The organism is Metabacillus litoralis (assembly GCF_003667825.1).
GTDB classification, from domain to species: domain Bacteria; phylum Bacillota; class Bacilli; order Bacillales; family Bacillaceae; genus Metabacillus; species Metabacillus litoralis_B.
In genome coordinates this window covers 772,973-793,831 of record NZ_CP033043.1, presented here as the reverse complement: position 1 = coordinate 793,831, position 20,859 = coordinate 772,973, and the positions used below count along the sequence as shown (strand labels likewise).

Sequence of the window (20,859 nt, the reverse complement as noted above, 5' to 3'; positions counted from 1 at the left end):
CTACCACCTTTGATGATCATCTTCTGTTACTAATTCAGATATGGAGCCTGAAACATCAACATTATCAGGAGTACATAAAAAAATGTTCATTCCAATTCGCTGAATATCTCCACCTATTGCGTAAACCGTACCACTCAAAAAATCAACAATTCTTTTCGCCTGATCTCTTTGTATACTTTGAAGATTAACAACCACCGCACGGCGATTCTTCAAATGATCTGCAACTTCTTGAGCTTCAGCATACACTCTTGGTTCACTTAAAACAACTTTAGAGGATTTTTGAATACTTTGCAAACTCACCACATTTTGCTTTGCTGGTTGAGATTGATGTTTAGCTGCCAAAGGTTGTTGTTGTTGATGTGTTTCATACTCTTCATCATAACCCTCATTTTCATCATATTCATATTCTTCATCTTCTAATGCGAAAAAACTTTTAAATCTATTTTTAATTGACATCTTATACACCTCCAATTTCATTTCCGACGAGAGAAGTGCCAATTCTAATAAAAGTAGCACCTTCTTCAATCGCTATTTCATAATCATTAGACATACCCATTGATAATTCCAAACAAGGTGCCGATGGGAGTTGTAATGCTTGTACATCTTGCTGAAGCTGTTTTAATCGTTTAAAACAGCCTCGAATAACATCATGATCTTCAGTGAATGGTGCCATTGTCATTAATCCAACAATCTTAATGTTAGGATACTCCGATAATGTTTGAATAAATTTCACAACATCTTCTGGTGAACAACCATGCTTAGCTTCTTCACCGGAAACATTAACTTGAACAAAGCATTTAATAGGTTTTTGAGCACGCTTATCAATTTCTTTTGCTAATGAAAGACGATCTAACGAATGAATATAGTCAACTTTATTGATGATATTCTTCACCTTACGTGTTTGCAATGAACCGATAAAGTGCCAAATAGGACCTTCTCCTATATTTTCTATTTTTTCAATAAGACCTTCATCTCTGTTTTCCCCTAAATGTTTTACTCCAGCAGCAAGGGCTTCCTTTGCACGTTGAACACTTACATACTTTGTTACAGCAACTACATGAACTTCATTTGCATTTCTACCTACTTGTTCACATGTTTTTTCAATTGTACTACGTATATTACGGTAATTTTCCTGCACGTTCATTTCTACAGGTGAGCCTCCTCATTTATTCCAATAAAGCTTAACATTCTGCCTGTTTTTCCTTTGTCACGACGATGAGAAAAAAACAGTCCACTTTCACAACTTGTACATAAATCGGATGTTATAATATTTTCATCCGGTATACCTGCACTCAGAAGATAGTATTTATTAAGTAGAGGGAGGTTTAATTTGTATTGCCCTTCTGATACAGTGTCATAAGGCAATGGGTAATCTTCTAAAATATTCTTATCTATTGAGGATATCACTTTTTCGTCAACAATATAACAACAATCATTAATTGCTGGACCAATAGCAACTTTAATATCCTTTAGGTTAACTCCCTCGTCTTTATTCCACTTTATGATCATTTCTCCAGCAATATTCTTTACTGTCCCTTTCCAGCCAGCATGAGCAAGGCCAATTAATGAATGTTCGGGAGCAATAAAGTATAAAGGCACACAATCTGCAAAACACAGAGATAGCATGATTCCCTTTTCAGAAGTGTAAATACCGTCAGACCCAGTTAATCCATCTGCATATACACTTATTCCTTTTCCTTTGCTCTCTTTTGTCACTTTCTTTATAACATTAGAATGAACTTGTTCTGCAAAAACCCAGTTATCTAATGAAAATCCTAGAGCCTTTGCAAGCTGATCTCTGTTCTTTATAACAATTTCGTTTTGGTCGTTAACGTGAAGACCTAGGTTTAAAGAGGAAAATTCTTCAACACTATTACCACCGTTTTTGGTTGTAAACCCAACTGAAAGACCATTTATTAAACCATCCCAGGCACTGACTGACAAATACGTTTTATCCTCTAACTGAAAAGAGTTTGCTGTCATCATTGTTTCAACCCTTTTATATTCGACATTAATTTGGTTCTAACGCTCTTTATTTTACCACATATTACCCGTTACGTTTAGCTTTCAGTGACAATTTATTCATCTTGAAGCTCAATTTGTCGATTCATTCTCACTAAAATAACATCTTCACCTATTTTTACTATATTTCGCCATGGAATGACGAATTCCTCGTCTTTTCCAAAAAAACCAAGCATTCTTCCTTGACCATTTATAATGATGGCTTGAATTTTTCCTGTTGTAACATTAATATCAAAATCTCCAATGTTACCCATCTTTTTTCCATCAGAAACATTCACAACATCTTTTGTTTGAAACTCAGATATATTCATTAACTTACCTCCATTATTCAAATTCATTATCTTTTAACTTATTACTGTATACATTTATAAGAAATCCTCTATTACATATCTATGTAGCTTATAGCATAAACTATTCAATTCGTTCAGATTTTTTTATGTCATACTTAAAGATAGGTATTTTACAGCTTGTTGTTGAAGTGAAGGGTAAGATTCCTGCTTATGGGTAGTGAAGGAAGTATACGGACTTTACAAGATGAGTCGGCTAACAACGTACAAAATAAAAAGACTGCTCAAAAGAGCAGCCTTAATTTTGGATATTTTTATTCATTTGTTTAATTGCAGCTTTTTCTAGACGAGAAACTTGTGCTTGAGAAATCCCTATCTCTTCTGCGACTTCCATTTGAGTTTTGCCTTGGAAAAATCTCTTGCGTAGAATTAGCTTTTCTCGACTGTTAAGGCGTCTCATACCTTCTTTTAATGCTAATTCTTCAATCCATTGAATATCACGATTTTTTTCATCACTTAGCTGATCCATGACAAAAATTGGGTCTCCCCCATCATTGTAGATAGGCTCAAAAAGTGAAACCGGGTCTTGAATAGCATCGAGTGCAAATACAATTTCCTCATGTGGGACATCAAGTACTTTTGATATTTCCTCTGCGGTTGGCTCCCGGGAGGTTTCACTCATTAAACGTTCTCTTACTTGTAGTGCTTTGTAAGCGATGTCTCTTAAAGAACGGGAGACACGGATTGGGTTATTATCTCTTAAGTATCTTCGGATTTCTCCGATAATCATTGGTACAGCATATGTTGAAAATTTGACGTTCTGGCCTAAGTCAAAATTATCGATTGATTTCATTAATCCTATACAGCCAACTTGAAACAAATCGTCAACAAATTCTCCTCGGTTGTTAAATCGCTGGATTACACTAAGTACCAATCTTAAGTTGCCATTTACCAGCTCTTCTCTTGCTGATATGTCTCCGTTTTGCATTCGCTTAAATAGCTCTCTCATTTTCTCATTCTTAAGAACTGGAAGTTTAGAGGTATCTACTCCACAAATTTCAACTTTATTTCTTGTCACATCTTTCCCTCCTAACAGGAGTTGCTGTACAGTGTTAAGTATCTCCTCGACAGGAAAAAATATGCACAAGCTTTCAAGTTAAAGGGAGTAGAAACCGTCTAAATAATTGATATAAAAGGACTTTTTACCGAAAAAATTTTTTTAGACCATTTTATTAAATTCTTTTTGCAGCCTTTTAATAATACGCTTCTCAAGCCTGGAGATATAGGATTGAGATATTCCTAACATATCTGCAACGTCCTTTTGAGTCTTTTCTTCACCACCAAGCAATCCAAATCTTAATTCCATAATTTGTTTTTCCCGATCATTTAATTGATGTAGTGCTTTTAATAGTAATTTTCTATCTACATTTGCTTCAAGATCCTTTGTAATAATGTCATCCTCTGTACCTAAAACATCTGATAAGAGTAGCTCATTACCATCCCAATCAATATTTAAGGGTTCGTCAAAAGAAACCTCTGAGCGTAATTTGTTATTTCTGCGTAAATACATGAGTATTTCATTTTCGATACATCTTGAAGCATATGTAGCTAATTTTATTTTCTTTTCAGGATTAAATGTATTAACTGCCTTAATTAAGCCAATTGTACCAATACTAATTAAATCTTCTATATTAATTCCTGTATTTTCAAATTTACGTGCAATATAAACAACCAATCGTAAATTTCGTTCAATTAAAATTGATCGAGCTGCTTGATCCCCTGAAGGTAGTTTTTGTAGCAACACTGCTTCTTCATCTTTAGAAAGAGGTGGTGGTAATGCTTCACTTCCACCAATGTAGTATACCTCATCAGATTTAATCCCTAGTTTAATTAATAACTTATACCATAAGTATGTTAGCTGTAACTTTAATTTTTTCATTTTCCTCCCCCTTCTAAAATATGACAGTTACGTTTTTCTCCCCTGATCTCTTCCTTAAATTCATTATTTTAACAAATTGCTTATTGCCAAGTCCTAATGACGAGAGCCATCATTCTTCTATACTATCTACCATTAAACCTTTTACGTTCTGATAGTATAAAAAATCTTATACCTGGCGTAATAAATAAATGGAACCGGAGTAAGATAGAAGTAGGTAATTTTACGAAACATTTTGGATTGATGGGCCTTGAAGCATTTTGGGATGAACGATACATTGATATTCATCCTCTGAAGACAGAGCAGTTCGATTTAACCCAACAATTGTCTTTTGCACCTTAATTTTTTCATTATTTGTTTCTATCCACACTTCATCTGGCTTAAATCCTAATAAAAACTGATTCTCTTTTCCTACCACACGATAAGGTATAATACGAACTCGATGCTCCCATTCGTGGCCTTCTTGTTGATCGTCAGTCATTGCCTTCATCACATCATCTTGCAGCGCATGGTGAACGAGTTGATCAGGAATATAGTCCTTAACTTTCTGTGTATCTAAAATCATAACAGGACTACGAGTAATTGGATCAAAAAGTTGGTTTCCACTATCAACTAGCCCCTTTAAGGTCATTTGAGTTGAATCTACCTTTATCTTAACAGTCACTAATTGTTCGTAATGAATTTTTTTTGCCTCAAAGCCTTCTAAACTATTCCTTGCAAACAACCACAAAACCGGAAATCCAATAAGTACAAATAACCAGCTGATTGGGTGTCCAAAGCCAGTTGAATTAGTCATTAAGATTCCGTCTAAATAAGTGATTTCTGCCTGTAAAAAATAATGTACGCCGATCATTCCACCACCTACTAGAAAAGTGACAAAATAAAAGGTGAAAAGGCCATGAAAAAAATAGCGAAATCGTTTAAACCCAAATGCCAATAAGACCATTAAAATAGAGATACCCATTTTTCCAAGAGGATGTGTAGAGATAAATGCTAAAGGGCTAAACATCATAATAACAATACTTGAGCCTAATAGTGCCGCAAGAAGAATTCTTATTTTCATTATTTTCCTTTTCAATGCAATGGCTGTTAAAACAAGTAGAAACAAATCAAAGGAAAAGTTTAAGAGCCAAATAACGTCTAAATAAATAGACATCTGTTACTCCTTTCCCTTCTGTTTTAATTGTCCTTGCTACTCTGACTCTGTCTTTTATTACAATTCAAAGCTTTGGGACCTGTTGCATTAAGTATAAATCCTAAGAAATAGGAAGTCTGTCATTTAGTGCCGATAGAACGTAAGAATTTTTGAAAGATTATTAGAATTTTTGTCGACCAAATTATAAGAGTCATAGTCTAGGTTTGCAAAACAATTAGTAGAAAAAGAGATATTTGAGGAGAAGTATGAGGAAGATAAACTTTATTGGCTGGTTTATAGGTTTCTAGTACATCTTTTATACTTCAAAATAATAAAAGATATACAAATAAAAAAGAGTGCTAAATTTTCATTTAACACTCTTTTTTTGGTTTATCGACGTTTATTACGGTTACGTAAGAAGGTCGGAATATCAAGCGTTTCTTCAGGTTGTTGTGTATTAGTACGAGTTGGTGCTTCTTGTACAGGTTCCTCACGATGACTCTCACGTTTTGGCGGGACTTTTGTTAGCGTATTACCATTATTAAATTGACGCGTATTCTGTTGTTTTAAAGGACTAATTTCTTGTTCAGTAAAACCAGTTGCAATAACTGTAACAATGATTTCATCCTTTAGGTTTTCGTTAATAACAGAACCAAAAATCATGTTTACATCTTGATCAGAAGCAGTAGCTACAATATCAGCTGCCTCTTGTACCTCATATAAACTTAAATTCATTCCACCAGTAATGTTCATAAGAACACCCTGAGCACCATCAATTGATTTTTCTAATAGTGGACTGGAAATAGCTTTCTTAGCAGCTTCTGCAGCACGATTTTCTCCAGTGGCTACACCAATTCCCATTAAAGCAGATCCTCTATTTGACATAATCGTTTTTACATCTGCAAAGTCAAGGTTTATTAAACCTGGGGTAGCGATTAAGTCAGAAATACCTTGAACCCCTTGACGAAGCACATTATCTGCTTCTCTAAATGCTTCAAGCATAGGTGTATTTTTATCAACAATTTCAAGTAAACGGTCATTTGGAATCACAATAAGTGTATCCACTGACTCTTTCATTGAAGAAATACCGCCAGCTGCTTGCATTTGACGTTTACGTCCTTCAAATGTAAACGGTCTAGTAACAACACCGACTGTAAGAGCACCTAAATCTTTAGCAATTTGTGCAATAACAGGTGCTGCACCAGTTCCAGTTCCGCCGCCCATACCGGCTGTAACGAATACCATGTCAGCTCCTCTTAAAGCTTCTTCAATTTGCTCTCTACTTTCTTCAGCAGCTTTTTTCCCTACTTCAGGGTTAGCACCAGCACCTAATCCTCTTGTAAGTTTCGAACCAATCTGCATTTTCACTTCTGCTTTAGATAAGTTTAATGCTTGTGCATCCGTGTTAACTGCAATAAATTCTACACCTTGTACACCGTGCTCTATCATTCGATTAACAGCGTTATTACCACCGCCACCAACTCCAATTACTTTGATGGTAGCCAAGCCGTCAATATTCGTATCAAACTCCAACATGCAAAATCCTCCTAATCCATCAAATGACTTCTAATAGATGTAAACTATTCAAAGAAGTAGCCAAAAAATTTCTTCACTTTATTTACCTTTTTTTCTTCTGGGTGTTGCTGAGGTTTTGTACGCTGCTGTTGCGGTTCCTTTGTTGCTGCTACTTCTACAGCATCAACAGTAACGTTTGAACCTATTTTTCTACCTTGAATTTTCGCATTCTTATATGCAAATTGAATCAAGCCTACTCCCGTCATATATTGAGGTTCTCTGACACCAATATAATCCGGACTTGCAATTCTTACACTATTTTGAAGAACAACTTGTCCTAATTCAAGTACTCCAGGCATTCTAACTGTACCCCCGGTTAGAACAAAGCCGCCAGGTAATTCTCCGATTCCTAATCTTCTTAGCTCATGTAAGATAAGCTCATACAACTCTTCCAAACGAGCTTCGATAATGTCCGCAACTTCTAATTGGTTAAACGTTCTTTTCTGATCTGACCCTATAACTGCTGCTTCAAAAATTTCATCTTCTGAAGCATGATCATAAAAGGCATGTCCATATTTCAGTTTTATGCGTTCTGCTTCATCGGTAGTAGTACGAAGACCTATAGACAAATCCTTCGTAATGTGCTCACCACCGACAGGCAAGACACTGGATGCAATTAGGTGATTTTGTTCAAACACTGCGATTGTAGTGGATCCCCCACCAATTTCCACAAGTGCAACACCTAAGTTTTTCTCATCTTTTGATAATGCAACAGATCCTGCAGCTAGAGGTTGTAAACAGATATCAGTTATTTCAAGTCCTGCACGCTCTACACAACGCAATAAATTATGTAAGATCGTTTTAGATCCAGTAATAATGGTACCTTCCATTTCCAAACGAACCCCAAGCATTCCTCTTGGATCATTGATTTCATCTAGTCCATCTACAATAAATTGTCTTGGAATAACATCGATTATTTCTCGTTCAGGTGGAATTGAGATAACTTGAGCAGCTTCAATAACTCGTCTTACATCTTCATTAGATATTTCTCTATTCTCACTCGAAACAGCTACAACTCCGTGGCAATCCTGTAATTGCACATGATTTCCTGTAACACCTACTACCACTCTCGTTAAGGAGATTCCAACCATTCTCTCGGCCTGCTCAACCGCTTTTTTTATAGAATGAACTGTTTCGTCTATATCAACTATAGACCCTTTTCTTAATCCTTCTGATTTTACATTTCCTACACCAATAATGTTTAAAGCATCATTCGTCATTTCACCAATAATTACTTTAACACTGGATGTACCGATGTCAAGACTTACAAATAGTTCATTGCTGTTCATTCTAAGGCACCTCCCCATCTATCACTTTCTATTCTATTCTTTACAGAACAACATGACAATGAATCTAGTTTTACAGGTTTGTAACAAAAATTTTATTTTAATATTTGCTTGATTTCTGCTTTACTAGTGTTTATTCGTCAAATACTTAATTTTTCCTTTTTATTATTCAATTTTTTTCTTTTTTTCCCTAGAATTTGACCATTTCGTAATAAGAATCCTTCTTATTACGGCTATATTTTGAAATAGCCTTACTCCAAAGGCAAACATTGCTACTAAATACAAGTCTACACCAAGATGGACACCTAGAAAAGCTAAACTTGCAGCTAAAATGATGTTAAAGAAAAATCCAGAAACGAACACCATTTCATCATAGATATCCTGAAGATGTGCACGAATTCCTCCTAACAGTGTATCAAGTGCTGCTAAAATTGCAATTGATAAATAATTGGAATACTCAGGGGGAATACGTAACTCTGATACTAGACCTAAAAAGACACCGAGAATCAGTCCTAAAATTGGCAGCCACATTTTATTCTCCCCCTTTATCTGATGACTCTACAGGTTTCATATTCCGAACTCGAATTGGATCTTCATAAGGAGGAATAGTTAACTGTTCAATTGGGTCTGATATCGTTAACTTCAGATTATCAATGGCAAAATCTTCATCAGTATTCGAAGCATTCATTCTGTTATAAAGCTTGTCCACATTATCTGAAATTACGTTTATCTTTATAGGAAAACTGTTTAGGCTAAAATTATCCATCTTCGTTTGACCATTGATATCTCTGATGACAGTCGAATTAATAACCCTTCTGCCTTCTATTGAGATTTCTTTTGCTCCATAAGAATTGAGTTCATTGATTAGCCGTTTTAAAAGCTCTGGTGAGATATTTTGTATTTCTACTCCAAGTAATTCTTCTGAAAATAATCGATCAATTGTAATCGTTATGCCCTCTCCAGATATTTCGGTTAAACCAACTTCTTCCTTTAATACTGCCAAGGTTTCTTTTAAAGCTGTTTCCGGATTCGAATTTTCTTGCTTCTTATATGACTCAATAATTTCATCATATTTTCGTATCTCATTTAGAAGCTCTGCTTGAAGTTGTTGCTCTTTTTTTAAATCTTCCCTAAGCTGCCACATATCACGCGTATCTCTTTCAACTGGTTCTTTAATTGTTTGAAACTGAATTCCAAGCATTAAACCAAAGATCATTGTTAGCAAAGCAAAACTAAGACCCTTTTTCCAACTTTTTTGTTTCACACCAACCACCTATCTAAACAATAATCCTTTAGTGAAACATCGTATTACTTCCTATGACGAAGCTTTTTTTTCTTGTAGAAGTGGCTCCATCTTAATATTTTCTCGTTTTTCTAGAGTTACCACAACATTATCATAAGAAAGCTGATCTACAATTCCACCAGTAATATTCAATGCAGGTAATAAAACATTTGGGTCCCCAATCGCAGATATAACAAAAGGTGCAGGGAACTGATTTCCATCAACTGTCACAACTGGGCCATTGCAATATATATACGAATGACTTGATAACCTTTGACCGTTAATTGAGATAGCATCTGCTCCCGAGATATACAGTTCATTAATAACACTAAACAAATGACTCTCATGCACGATATAATTGTTTACATTTTCTCCTTCAGGGACGTAAGAGGAATCTTCTAATATTACTTGTATCCCTTTACCTTGAACTGCTATATCACCAACATACATACGATACTTTTCAACATCTTCTACAAGGTTGTAGTACACCTGTTTTTGATCCTTTAGAGATTCTTCAATTTCTTTCACTTCTTCTTGTTTTTCAAAAAGTTCTTTTTGGAGATCCCGGTTTATTTCTTCTTTTGAAATAAGTTGTGACCTAATTTCATATTCTTTATCCCATTGTTCGGTGGTTATCTCTTGATTTCGATTACTTTCCCTTGTCAGCTGATAAGAATATGAAAATAGAAAACCCGCAACTAAGAGAATGAGAGAAAAAATTACATAACTACCCCTCAGTTTCATCTTGAGCTTCATCCCCCTCTTCCTTTGACTCTATCGGTGTATAAGATTCAAAATAAGAGCCTACTTCCAGATGAATAATCCCTTTACTGTTCTCGTCTAGCTGACTTACAATTTTAGTGTAAGTATTCATTTTCTTTGAGAAGGTACGAACAGATGCCATTACTTCATAACCATCATTCATATAAAGATGAACTAACCAAGGATCTGTTTTATTAGGAGTATGATGAATTTCTGAAATTGAATTTAAGATACTAGGAGATAATTTTTTTAACTCATTTATCATCTCATTAACATCTTTCTCTTGATTCCAATTTATCAACACCGGTGCATCTGCCGGTACTTTAACAGTACGGTCCTTTAGAACTTGTCCATTTTCAAGAATCGGCTTATATGCACCATTCTCTTCTAGATAAGCAATACTGTCATACTCATCAACCTGCAAGACAATATGGTTAGGAAACTTTTTTTCAACAGTGGCTTGTTTTATTTGCAAATGCTCTTCAACCAACTGACTAGTCTTTGTTGTATTGATATTCCAAAACCCATTAGAAGTTGTAATTTTACTCATTTCAATGATCTTTTCCGACTCAACATGTACATTTCCTTTTACTGTTATACTTGAGACTTTACTTAAGGGAGACTGAAAATAGATAACAAGTAAAATTAATAGAAAAAAGATTGAAAGGAATGAAATAAGTCTTCGATTAGTCTTCTGTTTTCGCTGCTGCTGTAGTTTTGGTATGCGGTCTTCTAACGAAACAACCTTTTTCTCCAATCGTTTTCACCCCACCCTAGTAGTTCTCTCTAGGTAGATTTCTTGCACAATGTTATGGTACTAATCATCACAGTATGTAGTAATGAAATTCTTTCTATTTAAAAAGATTTTCCCCACTTACACACTGAAACGGCATTTAAAAATGCCGTTTAAGAATAAACTAAAATTGTTCAGCAATTTTTATAAAGACATTATAACACAATAAAAGGAAATAATGGGGAGTAATGTGACTATTTCCGACCTATTATTTCAACTTCAGTTTCCATTGTCACATCATACTTCTCGAGAATGGTTTCTTTAATATAATTTATTAAATCCAATACATCTTGAGCAGTTGCTCCTCCAGCATTAACAATAAAATTACCGTGCATCTCTGAAACTTTAGCACCACCTATTTGATATCCTTTTAGACCCGCTGCTTCAACTAATTGACCTGCATAATTAGGAAGTGGATTCCTGAAGATGCTCCCTGCGCAAGGATAATTCCAAGGCTGTGTTTCTCTTCTGTAATCTTTATTCTTTTGCATGATCGAAACAATTTCTTCTTTTTCACCCTTTTTAAGTTGTAGAACTGCTTCTATACAAATACCTGGTTTTTTCGCCTGAAGAATCGATGTTCGATAAGAGAACTCCATTTCTTCATTTGTCAGCCATTCCATCGTTCCATCTTCAAATAATACTAGAGCCTTCAACAGAATTTTTGACATATCTGAGCCATGTGCCCCTGCATTCATGTAGACAGCTCCACCTATTGAACCGGGAATACCACTGGCAAATTCCAAACCTGATAAACCCTTCCTACTAATGAGTGTAGCAAGCTTTACAATGGAATATCCTCCGCCAACTGTTAAAACATCATCATCTAACTCAAAGTGATCGATTCCAATTCCTAGCTTAATTACAACCCCATCTATTCCTTTATCAGAAACAAGAAGGTTAGAGCCTCTTCCTATCACTGTCCATTTAGCTCCATATTGTTTTATTATTTTTATCGCTTTACTTAGGCTCTCACTGTCACTAGGTTCTAATAAGATATCTGCAGGGCCACCTATTTTTATTGTTGTATGTTTTGCTAATGGTTCATCCACAAGGACTTTCCCAATTTCTGCAGTTTTTAATGCCTCATATAACGTAGTCATAATTTACCTCCTCAGGTCAGTTTATCTCTGTTGTTACTTAGAAAGTTCCTTTAGGACTGAATAAAGTCTTAATGCAGCATCAGGAAGACCTAATTTCTTTGATGCCTGCTTCATTTCTTTCAACTTAAATTCATTAAGTAAAACTCCATCAATTTGCGACAGTAATATATCGCCATTCAATTCTTGCTCTTTCAGCATAATTGCTGCATGATGATCACTTAACGATCTTGCGTTTACTTCTTGATGATTAGCCGTTACATAAGGACTTGGAATTAATATACTAGGTAACCCCAATGCTGTAATTTCTGCAAGAGAGGTAGCTCCGGCTCTCGATACAATTAAATCCACTGCCGCTAATACTTCAGGCATATTGTGTATAAATGGTTTTATAATCAAGTTCTCAGAACTGTTTCCTTTTTTTACTTCATTCATTACTTTTTCATAATGTACTTCACCAGTGACATAAACAATTTGATACGGTTTTTCAGCAAGAGATGGAATCATTTCTAAAACAGCTTCATTAATAGCTTTAGCTCCCCTGCTTCCCCCGAAAATCAGCACTGTTTTTTTGTCTTTAATCAAACCGACTGAATGTCTCCCTTTTTCCGCATCTTGACCCAGCACCTCTGAAGCACGAGGATTACCGGTTAATACAACCTTATGTGCTGGAAAATGTTTTCTTGCTTCTTCAAAACAGATGGCAACTTTGTTAACATATCGAGACAAAAACTTATTTGTTATCCCAGGTAAACTATTTTGTTCATGAATAACTGTTGGAATCTTCATTTTAGCCGCGGCATAAACAACAGGTCCACAAACATAGCCTCCTGTTCCAATAACAACATCTGCATTGAACTCTTTTAAATATTTTTTACTAACAGAAACTGCTTTAAGAAATCTTGTAACAGTTTTCACATTTTCAAAAGAGATTTTTCTTTTAAATCCGGATATTTCTACAGATTTAAATGGTATGTTAGCTCTGTTTACAATATTTTGCTCAAGTCCGTTTTCTGTACCGATATATAGAAATTCTACATCTGAATGATGTTTTTTAATTTCATTTATTAGAGCCAGTGCTGGATAGATATGACCACCAGTTCCGCCACCACTTACAACTACTTTCATGCTGGTTCCCCCACTTTGAATGGATTTCTAATAATTCGTACGTACTTTCAACTACTAGGTTACAATTAAACTAGTAGTTGTTTAGAAACACTATGTAAAACTATGAAGGCTGACCTTTTAAGGACTGCTTAGAGGTTAAAAACCCCTAGTCTGTCACTTACCAACGTCAGCCTCGATACTTACTATTTTATATGATAAACAACCTATAATGAAACTAAAATTAGCCTTAATGAACCTAATACTTTGAGTATCTACTAACATTTAATAAGACACCCATTGCCATTAACATTAATGTTAGGGAAGATCCTCCATAACTTAAGAACGGAAGAGTAATACCTGTTACAGGCATTAGCCCGGTTACAACCCCAATGTTAATCATAACCTGAATAGCTACCATTGTTATAATTCCTATGGCCAGGAAGCTACCATATAAATCAGGGGCTCCTAAAGCAATTCGTACCCCTCTCCATAAAAGTAAACCAAACAATAATATAACTAATGACCCACCAATAAAACCAAGCTCTTCAGCTAAAATGGCAAAAATGAAGTCAGTTTGTGGCTCAGGTAAATAAAAGAATTTCTGCCTGCTTTGTCCTAACCCCTGACCAAAAAGACCTCCAGGACCAATTGCATACAAAGATTGAATGATTTGAAATCCACTACCTAGTGGATCTTCCCATGGATCTAAAAATGATGTAATCCTTTTAATTCTGTATGGTGCTGAAAGAACAAGAGCAACAAATCCCGCAACACCTAAAAGGCCTAGCCAAGCAAAATGGACCACTCTAGCTCCCGAAACAAATATCATCACAATACATGTCCCCACCATAACTGTCCCTGTTCCTAAGTCAGGCTGAAGCATAATGATCCCAAATGCAGTGAAAACGAGTCCAAGAGAAGGGACTAACCCCTTTTTAAACGAGGTAATTTTCTTTTGATTTTCTGATAGAAATTTTGCTAAGAAAGCAATCATCGCCAATTTCATAAACTCTGATGGCTGGATCGAAAATGCACCAACACCAATCCAACTTCGAGAACCATTACGCTCCATCCCTATGCCAGGTATTAATACTGCAATTAAAAGAAAAAAACAAATGATAATTAACATCTTTGACCATGTCCGCCATGTCCAATAGTCAACGTTCATAATAAAAAACATGGCTATAACACCAACACCTGCAAATAACAATTGGCGCTTCGCAAAAAAGAAGGAATCATCAAACTTATATGTTGCCCATACTGCACTTGCACTATATACCATGATTAGTCCAATTGTTAAAAGAAGTAATGTTAGAATAACCAATATAAAATCTGGTGTAGACCTTTTTGCTGTCAACGCCGAACACCCCTGTATCAAATTTATTAAGGGCTGTAGCATAGACTGCAATGAATTATTATTCGTACAAGCCCTTAGTTAAGCTTATGCACGGCTTGAATAAAAATGTCTCCTCTTTCTTCAAAAGTTTTATATTGATCCCAACTTGCACATGCTGGTGACAATAAGATCACATCTTCTTTTTCGGAAACATTAAACGCCGTCAATACTGCTTTTTCTACATTATCGACACGTTTAATTTGTTCTATTCCACTTTCTCTGGCAATTCTTTCAAGCTTAGGAGCAGTTTCCCCAAATAAAATCATGGCCTTTACATGATGTAAAAATGGTTTTAATTCATCGAATTCATTACCTCTATCAAGGCCACCGGCCAATAAGACGGTAGGTGTTTTAAATGCACTAAGTGCTTTACTTGTTGCTAATATATTTGTTGCTTTTGAATCGTTATAAAAACGACGCCCCTGAATAGTATCTACATATTGCAACCTATGTTTAACTCCGTTAAAAGTCGTTAAAACCTTGTAAATAGATTCGTTAGAAACTCCTCTTAGCTTGACAGCAGCAATAGCAGCCAGTATATTCTCTAAATTATGTTCTCCCGGCAATACGATATCCTTTAAGGAAACAATTTTCTCATCTTTATAAAAAATTGAATCATCAAAAATATAAACTCCATTATCAATAACTTCTGTAGTTGAGAAATATAATTTTTGTGCCTTTGACCTTTCAGAGCATTCACAAACTTCTTTATCATTTAGGTTTACTATAGACACATCTTCCTCGGTCTGGTTTTCATAAATCTTCCCTTTAGCAAAGACGTATTCTTCTTTCGTTCCATGGTAATCTAAATGAGCATCAAAAATATTTAATATCATTCCAATAGTTGGTTTAAAATCAATTGTTCCAAGAAGTTGAAACGATGATAGTTCCATAACAATGACATTTTCTTTTGTGGCCTTTTGTGCAACTTCGCAAGCTACAGTACCAATGTTACCAGCAATTAAAGGTTGTTTTCCGTCCTCACTTAACATTTCAAAAATAAGGGTTGTTGTTGTTGTTTTACCGTTTGAACCGGTTATTGCGATAATGTCCGCCTCTGAAATTTTATATGCAAGTTCAACTTCCGTGATTATAGGAATGTCCTTTTCCTTAGCAAGGACTAAAAGAGGGTTTGAGTATGGAATTCCTGGGTTTTTCACAATAACATCGATTGCAAAATCCTCTAATAAAGAAAGTGGGTGCCCACCACCAATAACATCAATCCCAATGTTTTTTAATTCTTTTACTACTGGGTCTTCATCAGTCGCCTTTAAATCATTTACAGTTACTGTTGCGCCCAGCCTGTGTAACAATTTAGCGGCCGCTAAGCCGCTTTTTGCCAATCCTATTACCAATACATTTTTATGTAAGTAATCATTAATGTTTTTCAATTACAACCACACCTCAATATAAATTCCAAGTACTGCAAAAATTAAGCCAATCGTCCAAAAAGTAACAACAACTCTCCACTCTGACCACCCTACTAATTCATAGTGATGATGAAGAGGACTCATCTTAAATACTCTCTTTCCAGTTGTTTTAAACGAAATAACTTGAATGATAACCGATAAAGTCTCGATTACAAAAACTCCGCCGATTAAAACTAATAAGATTTCAAGCTTTGTTAAAATGGCAATTGTTACAATAGCACCGCCAAGTGCTAGTGACCCTGTATCTCCCATAAATACTTTTGCAGGATGTGCATTAAACACTAAAAACCCGAGGACAGCTCCAACAACAGCTACCGAAAAAATGGCAACATCGTATTGCGACTGATTCCAAGCTAAAACAGCAAATGCCCCAAAAGCGATAGCAGCAGTACCTGATAACAAACCATCTAAACCATCTGTTAAGTTTACTGCATTAGATCCTCCCACTAACATAAATACAACGAGAATAATATAGCCCCAACCAAGGTCTAAAGATAAAGTTGTTCCAGGTATCCCTATTTCGGTTGAAAAGCCATACTGCGTGAAGACAAGGTAAAATATAATAGCAATAATTACTTGCCCTAGAAGTTTTTGTCTTGAAGTTAAACCAAGATTTCGTTTCATAACCACCTTGATAAAATCATCCAAAAATCCTAATAAACCGTATCCGAATGTAACAAACAACAATAAATACATCTCAACACTAAGTTGCGAAAATTTCCCGGTCATAACAATCGTTGTAATAATGATCGAAATAATGATCATTACACCACCCATTGTTGGGGTACCCGATTTTTTTTGATGAGATTTAGGTCCTTCTTCTCTAATACTTTGACCAAACTTCAACCTTCTTAAAAACGGAATAATGATTGGGGAAAGTAATACACTGATTAAGAATCCCATAACGATTGTAAATAAAATTACTTGCTCTAACATGCATACACCTCCCCACAGAATACTAAGTCATTAGAATATACAAGCGTATCTTTTACGAGATTATCATATGAGGTATTTTTCTGAATATGTTCTTCTAAACTGTTTTTCTTCATCTTATCAACTTCTCTTTCTTCCTTTGTACCTATTCTTATGAAAGGTCTTGGTCATTCACTACAAATTTAAGGTATTTATTGCATTTAATGCGATTTCCTTATCATCAAAATCAAAAACTTCATTACCTATTATCTGATATGTTTCGTGGCCTTTTCCTGCAATTAGAATGACATCACCTTTTCGAGCTTTTTTAACAGCATAGGTAATAGCCTCTTCTCTGCTGATAATAGATGTGTACTGGTTACCCGCTACACCTTCTTCCATTTCCTGAAGAATGACTTGCGGATCTTCACTTCTTGGGTTATCAGATGTAAAAACGGGTTCATCGCTATATGTTACCGCGATTTTAGCCATTAAAGGCCTTTTTGTTTTATCCCTGTCTCCCCCACATCCTACAATACAAAAGATGCGTCCCTCTGCAAATTGTTTAACAGTTTTAAGAACATTTTCTAGGCTATCAGGTGTATGTGCATAATCAACAATAACGGTATAATCCTGCCCACCATCAACTAATTCAAAACGTCCTCGTACCCCCTCCATCGATTCAATAGCTGTAACAATCGTATCTAAATCAACAGATGAAGCAAGTGAAGCAGAAACAGCAGCTAACACGTTATACACACTGAACTTTCCAACCATTTGAATTGTCACATTGCGTGTACCAACAGGTGTTACGAGTTGAAACATTGTACCCTTTGAAGTAATTTTTATGTTATTTGCTTTAATATCTGCAGGACGATCAATCCCATAGGTTAAGATCTTTGCAGCCGTCATCCGTTTAAAATCTTCAGACGCCTCTTCATCTTCATTTAAAACGGCAATCTTTAGATCGTTATGATCAAACTTATTACCTAATTGAGCAAACAATAGTCCTTTAGCATACTTATATGCTTCCATTGTTTTATGATAGTCTAAATGATCCTGTGTTAAGTTCGTAAACACAGCAACATTAAAATCACATCCATGAATTCTTCCAAGATGAAGGGCATGTGATGACACCTCCATAATAGCATCAGAAACATTTTGTTCCTTCATTTCGGCAAATGTCTTTTGCAATGTAAGACTTTCAGGCGTTGTATTCTTAACTTCTTTTTGTTGATTACCGATTTTTATGTACATTGTCCCAATAAGACCTGTTTGCTTATTTGCTTCATTGAATATTTTTTCAATAATATGTGTTGTTGTTGTTTTGCCATTAGTACCGGTAACACCTATCAAATGCATAGAATGAGTTGGCTGCCCATAAAATATATCCGCTAATACAGCCATAGATCTTTTAGTATCTTTTACAACAATAACCGGAACATCTAAATCTAAGTTTCTTTCAGCAACTATAGCTACTGCTCCTTGCTCTACAGCCTTTTGTGCAAAATCATGACCGTCAACCGTATAACCCTTTATACATATAAATAAACTACCGGGCTTTACCTCTCTAGAATCCATTTCTAAAGATGAGATGGTAGGGTTCTTTAAAGATAGAAGTGAGTCATCATGTAAAAATGTTAGTAAATCATTTAATTTCATCTTTATTCCTACTTTCATTACAGGGTTTTCCTTTTAATCCACATCAAAATGGATCAAATAACCATCAATTAAAATATAAATGGTAAAATATTTCTCCGTACTATTTTATCTTACTTAAAAGAAAAGAGCCATCATTCCTTTCAATTTTACGAAAAACATAAATGTTATTATACCAACAGAAAGAAAGCGTGCCAATGCAATTTTTGCAATAGCATGCTCCCCTCTTGTTATTCACTTTCTTTCTTTTCTTTATTTTCATCACCTAGATAAACTCTTAAGGTTGATCCTTCCTTAACTTTTACACCTTCATTTGGGGATTGTTGCACAACAACATCTCCTTCACCTGATACATCAATCTTCAAGTTAACGAATTGTTGAGTTAATTCTTGCTTTGTTAACCCTATAATATTCGGTACTTCTACGAGTTTTGTGTCCAGCCAATTATATTCTTTCTCAATTTGACCGTCTCTTGGCTTTACCCCTATCTCAGGTAAAACATCACGCATAATGTTTCCGACTATAGGTGCAGCAACAGTTCCACCAAATTGGACTGTTCCCTTAGGATTGTCAACTGCAACATAAATAACAATTTGCGGATCATCAGCTGGTGCAAATCCAATAAAGGAGACAATATGGTTATTTTCCATATATCTTCCATCTTTTACTTTTTGTGCTGTACCAGTTTTTCCACCAACTCGATAGCCATCTACAAAAGCATTTCTACCACTACCTAATGCAACAACACTTTCAAGCGCATAACGAATTTCTTTTGAGGTTTCCTCAGAAATAACACGTCTTTTGGCATTTGGTGTATTTCGACTAATGACTTCACCAGTAACAGGATCAACCCATTCCTTTGCTATATATGGAGTATACAAAACCCCTCCGTTTATAGCTGCAGAAACAGCTGCAACTTGCTGTATCGGTGTAACAGAAACACCTTGACCAAATGCGGTGGTTGCAAGTTCCACAGGTCCTACTTGTTCTGGTTTAAACATAATACCCGTTCCTTCACCTTGAAGATCAATTCCTGTTTTTTGACCAAAACCGAAATCCTTTATATATTTAAACAATGTTTCTTCCCCAAGTCTTTGACCAAGTTCTACAAATCCAGGGTTACAAGAGTTTTGGACAACTTCCAAAAATGTTTGATGGCCATGTCCCCCTCTTTTCCAACATCGTAATCTTGCTCCATCGACCTCTACAGAACCAGAGTCATTAAACTCATCTTTATCTAAATTTACTTTCTTTTCTTCAAGTGCTGCAGCTAAGGTAATAATCTTAAATGTTGAACCTGGCTCATAAGTACTCCAAACAGGTAAGTTGCGATTGTAAACCACCGGATCTACCTCTTTAAAATTAGCCGGATCAAAATCTGGCCTACTTGACATCGCTAATATTTCACCATTGTTTGGGTTCATCGCAATCGCAATAATCCCATCCGGATTATAAGTAGCTTGAGCATTATCTAATTCTCTTTCAATAATAGTTTGAACTCTTGAATCAATTGTTAGTTTTAGATTATTCCCATCTACAGGAGCTGTATAGTCGTCCGCTTCATCCGGCATTCTTTGCCCCTTTGCATCTGAATAAAATTTAACGTATCCTTTTTCTCCCTTTAATTGCTCATCGTAATATGCTTCTAAGCCTAGCAATCCCTGATTATCGATTCCTGCAAAACCAAGAACATGTGATAAATAACTTCCATAAGGATAATATCTAATCGAATCTTCAGCTATATAAACTCCCTTTATATTTAAATCTCTCACTTCGTTTGCTTTTTCATGAGAGATTTTTCTCCCCTCAGGATTGATTCTTTCGATAGAAACCCTTTTTGTTATATGTTGATAGGCCTTTTCTTCTGACATATTTAAAACTGCAGCTAATTCTTTAGCAGCATCTGCAGGATCCTCAATTTGTCTTGGTACAACATAAATCGTCGGAGCACTCATATTCGTTGCTAGCTTTACGCCATTCCGATCTAAAATTTCTCCGCGTTCAGGCTCAAATGGAATGTTTCTGCTCCATAGATCTTTTGCTCCTGAAGTGAGTGTATTACCAAGAAAAAATTGAACATACCCTAGACGTATATCAATCACTAAGAAAATTAAAAAACCGAAAAGCAATGTTAAAACAAGACGCTTTCTAACGGTCACATTAGATACCCGCATATA

The 20,859-nt window shown here is 35.5% G+C and carries 20 protein-coding genes; all 20 read right to left on the bottom strand.

Features of this window, described 5'->3' with window-relative positions:
• The 20 genes from D9842_RS03700 to D9842_RS03605 all read right to left on the bottom strand — a co-directional run bounded on the left by D9842_RS03700 (position 1) and on the right by D9842_RS03605 (position 20,856).
• The gene (locus D9842_RS03700; RefSeq protein ID WP_121661334.1) at positions 1-456 is read right to left on the bottom strand and encodes a cell division protein SepF; all 456 of its coding nucleotides are present in this window, start codon (positions 454-456) and stop codon (positions 1-3) included.
• Between the two features lies 1 nt (position 457).
• Positions 458-1,144 carry a YggS family pyridoxal phosphate-dependent enzyme gene (locus D9842_RS03695; RefSeq protein WP_121661333.1) on the bottom strand — a complete coding sequence of 229 codons (687 nt, stop codon included), beginning with the start codon at positions 1,142-1,144 and terminating at the stop codon, positions 458-460.
• A gap of 2 nt (positions 1,145-1,146) precedes the next feature.
• A complete protein-coding gene (gene pgeF / locus D9842_RS03690) occupies positions 1,147-1,983 on the bottom strand; it encodes a peptidoglycan editing factor PgeF (protein WP_180320433.1) in 837 nt (278 codons plus the stop codon).
• A gap of 95 nt (positions 1,984-2,078) precedes the next feature.
• A complete protein-coding gene (locus D9842_RS03685) occupies positions 2,079-2,360 on the bottom strand; it encodes a YlmC/YmxH family sporulation protein (protein ID WP_121661331.1) in 282 nt (93 codons plus the stop codon).
• Positions 2,361-2,607: 247 nt separating this feature from the next.
• Positions 2,608-3,429: an RNA polymerase sporulation sigma factor SigG gene (sigG, locus tag D9842_RS03680; RefSeq protein WP_180320432.1), complete on the bottom strand. Its 822-nt coding sequence runs from the start codon at positions 3,427-3,429 to the stop codon at positions 2,608-2,610.
• Between the two features lie 99 nt (positions 3,430-3,528).
• Positions 3,529-4,248, bottom strand: coding sequence for an RNA polymerase sporulation sigma factor SigE (sigE, locus tag D9842_RS03675; protein WP_121661330.1), 720 nt, complete (start codon positions 4,246-4,248; stop codon positions 3,529-3,531).
• A gap of 220 nt (positions 4,249-4,468) precedes the next feature.
• Positions 4,469-5,401: a sigma-E processing peptidase SpoIIGA gene (gene spoIIGA, locus D9842_RS03670; RefSeq protein WP_121661329.1), complete on the bottom strand. Its 933-nt coding sequence runs from the start codon at positions 5,399-5,401 to the stop codon at positions 4,469-4,471.
• Positions 5,402-5,770: 369 nt separating this feature from the next.
• Positions 5,771-6,916: a cell division protein FtsZ gene (gene ftsZ, locus D9842_RS03665; protein WP_121661328.1), complete on the bottom strand. Its 1,146-nt coding sequence runs from the start codon at positions 6,914-6,916 to the stop codon at positions 5,771-5,773.
• A 44-nt stretch (positions 6,917-6,960) separates the two neighbouring features.
• Entirely contained in the window at positions 6,961-8,244 is a 1,284-nt protein-coding gene (gene ftsA, locus D9842_RS03660; protein WP_121661327.1) for a cell division protein FtsA, read from the bottom strand.
• Between the two features lie 162 nt (positions 8,245-8,406).
• Entirely contained in the window at positions 8,407-8,772 is a 366-nt protein-coding gene (locus tag D9842_RS03655; protein WP_121661326.1) for a small basic family protein, read from the bottom strand.
• Position 8,773: 1 nt separating this feature from the next.
• Positions 8,774-9,505 carry a DUF881 domain-containing protein gene (locus D9842_RS03650; protein ID WP_306821500.1) on the bottom strand — a complete coding sequence of 244 codons (732 nt, stop codon included), beginning with the start codon at positions 9,503-9,505 and terminating at the stop codon, positions 8,774-8,776.
• A gap of 51 nt (positions 9,506-9,556) precedes the next feature.
• Positions 9,557-10,261 carry a DUF881 domain-containing protein gene (locus tag D9842_RS03645; protein WP_121664930.1) on the bottom strand — a complete coding sequence of 235 codons (705 nt, stop codon included), beginning with the start codon at positions 10,259-10,261 and terminating at the stop codon, positions 9,557-9,559.
• A complete protein-coding gene (locus tag D9842_RS03640; protein WP_121661325.1) occupies positions 10,251-11,042 on the bottom strand; it encodes a cell division protein FtsQ/DivIB in 792 nt (263 codons plus the stop codon). Before D9842_RS03640 ends, D9842_RS03645 begins: the two co-directional genes overlap by 11 nt.
• A 230-nt stretch (positions 11,043-11,272) precedes the next feature.
• Positions 11,273-12,181: a UDP-N-acetylmuramate dehydrogenase gene (gene murB, locus D9842_RS03635; RefSeq protein WP_121661324.1), complete on the bottom strand. Its 909-nt coding sequence runs from the start codon at positions 12,179-12,181 to the stop codon at positions 11,273-11,275.
• 33 nt (positions 12,182-12,214) lie between these two features.
• Positions 12,215-13,306 (bottom strand): undecaprenyldiphospho-muramoylpentapeptide beta-N-acetylglucosaminyltransferase, encoded by a 1,092-nt coding sequence (gene murG / locus D9842_RS03630; protein ID WP_121661323.1) that lies wholly within the window; start codon positions 13,304-13,306, stop codon positions 12,215-12,217.
• Between the two features lie 235 nt (positions 13,307-13,541).
• Positions 13,542-14,684: a stage V sporulation protein E gene (gene spoVE, locus D9842_RS03625; RefSeq protein WP_373995112.1), complete on the bottom strand. Its 1,143-nt coding sequence runs from the start codon at positions 14,682-14,684 to the stop codon at positions 13,542-13,544.
• A gap of 32 nt (positions 14,685-14,716) precedes the next feature.
• Positions 14,717-16,072, bottom strand: a complete 1,356-nt coding sequence (gene murD / locus D9842_RS03620; RefSeq protein WP_121661322.1) for a UDP-N-acetylmuramoyl-L-alanine--D-glutamate ligase — start codon at positions 16,070-16,072, stop codon at positions 14,717-14,719.
• Positions 16,073-17,047, bottom strand: coding sequence for a phospho-N-acetylmuramoyl-pentapeptide-transferase (gene mraY, locus D9842_RS03615; RefSeq protein WP_121661321.1), 975 nt, complete (start codon positions 17,045-17,047; stop codon positions 16,073-16,075).
• A gap of 171 nt (positions 17,048-17,218) precedes the next feature.
• Positions 17,219-18,685 (bottom strand): UDP-N-acetylmuramoyl-L-alanyl-D-glutamate--2,6-diaminopimelate ligase, encoded by a 1,467-nt coding sequence (locus D9842_RS03610; RefSeq protein WP_121664929.1) that lies wholly within the window; start codon positions 18,683-18,685, stop codon positions 17,219-17,221.
• 227 nt (positions 18,686-18,912) lie between these two features.
• Positions 18,913-20,856, bottom strand: coding sequence for a stage V sporulation protein D (locus D9842_RS03605; RefSeq protein WP_121661320.1), 1,944 nt, complete (start codon positions 20,854-20,856; stop codon positions 18,913-18,915).
• Between the last annotated feature and the right edge of the window lie 3 nt (positions 20,857-20,859).

Excerpts from the sequence above, each read along its gene's own strand:
- D9842_RS03700 (WP_121661334.1), bottom strand. The coding sequence starts at position 456 with ATGTCAATTAAAAATAGATTTAAAAGTTTTTTCGCATTAGAAGATGAA.
- D9842_RS03695 (WP_121661333.1), bottom strand. The coding sequence starts at position 1,144 with ATGAACGTGCAGGAAAATTACCGTAATATACGTAGTACAATTGAAAAA.
- pgeF (WP_180320433.1), bottom strand. The coding sequence starts at position 1,983 with ATGACAGCAAACTCTTTTCAGTTAGAGGATAAAACGTATTTGTCAGTC.
- D9842_RS03685 (WP_121661331.1), bottom strand. The coding sequence starts at position 2,360 with ATGAATTTGAATAATGGAGGTAAGTTAATGAATATATCTGAGTTTCAA.
- sigE (WP_121661330.1), bottom strand. The coding sequence starts at position 4,248 with ATGAAAAAATTAAAGTTACAGCTAACATACTTATGGTATAAGTTATTA.
- spoIIGA (WP_121661329.1), bottom strand. The coding sequence starts at position 5,401 with ATGTCTATTTATTTAGACGTTATTTGGCTCTTAAACTTTTCCTTTGAT.
- ftsZ (WP_121661328.1), bottom strand. The coding sequence starts at position 6,916 with ATGTTGGAGTTTGATACGAATATTGACGGCTTGGCTACCATCAAAGTA.
- ftsA (WP_121661327.1), bottom strand. The coding sequence starts at position 8,244 with ATGAACAGCAATGAACTATTTGTAAGTCTTGACATCGGTACATCCAGT.
- D9842_RS03655 (WP_121661326.1), bottom strand. The coding sequence starts at position 8,772 with ATGTGGCTGCCAATTTTAGGACTGATTCTCGGTGTCTTTTTAGGTCTA.
- murB (WP_121661324.1), bottom strand. The coding sequence starts at position 12,181 with ATGACTACGTTATATGAGGCATTAAAAACTGCAGAAATTGGGAAAGTC.
- murG (WP_121661323.1), bottom strand. The coding sequence starts at position 13,306 with ATGAAAGTAGTTGTAAGTGGTGGCGGAACTGGTGGTCATATCTATCCA.
- spoVE (WP_373995112.1), bottom strand. The coding sequence starts at position 14,684 with ATGCTACAGCCCTTAATAAATTTGATACAGGGGTGTTCGGCGTTGACA.
- mraY (WP_121661321.1), bottom strand. The coding sequence starts at position 17,047 with ATGTTAGAGCAAGTAATTTTATTTACAATCGTTATGGGATTCTTAATC.
- D9842_RS03610 (WP_121664929.1), bottom strand. The coding sequence starts at position 18,685 with ATGAAATTAAATGATTTACTAACATTTTTACATGATGACTCACTTCTA.
- D9842_RS03605 (WP_121661320.1), bottom strand. The coding sequence starts at position 20,856 with ATGCGGGTATCTAATGTGACCGTTAGAAAGCGTCTTGTTTTAACATTG.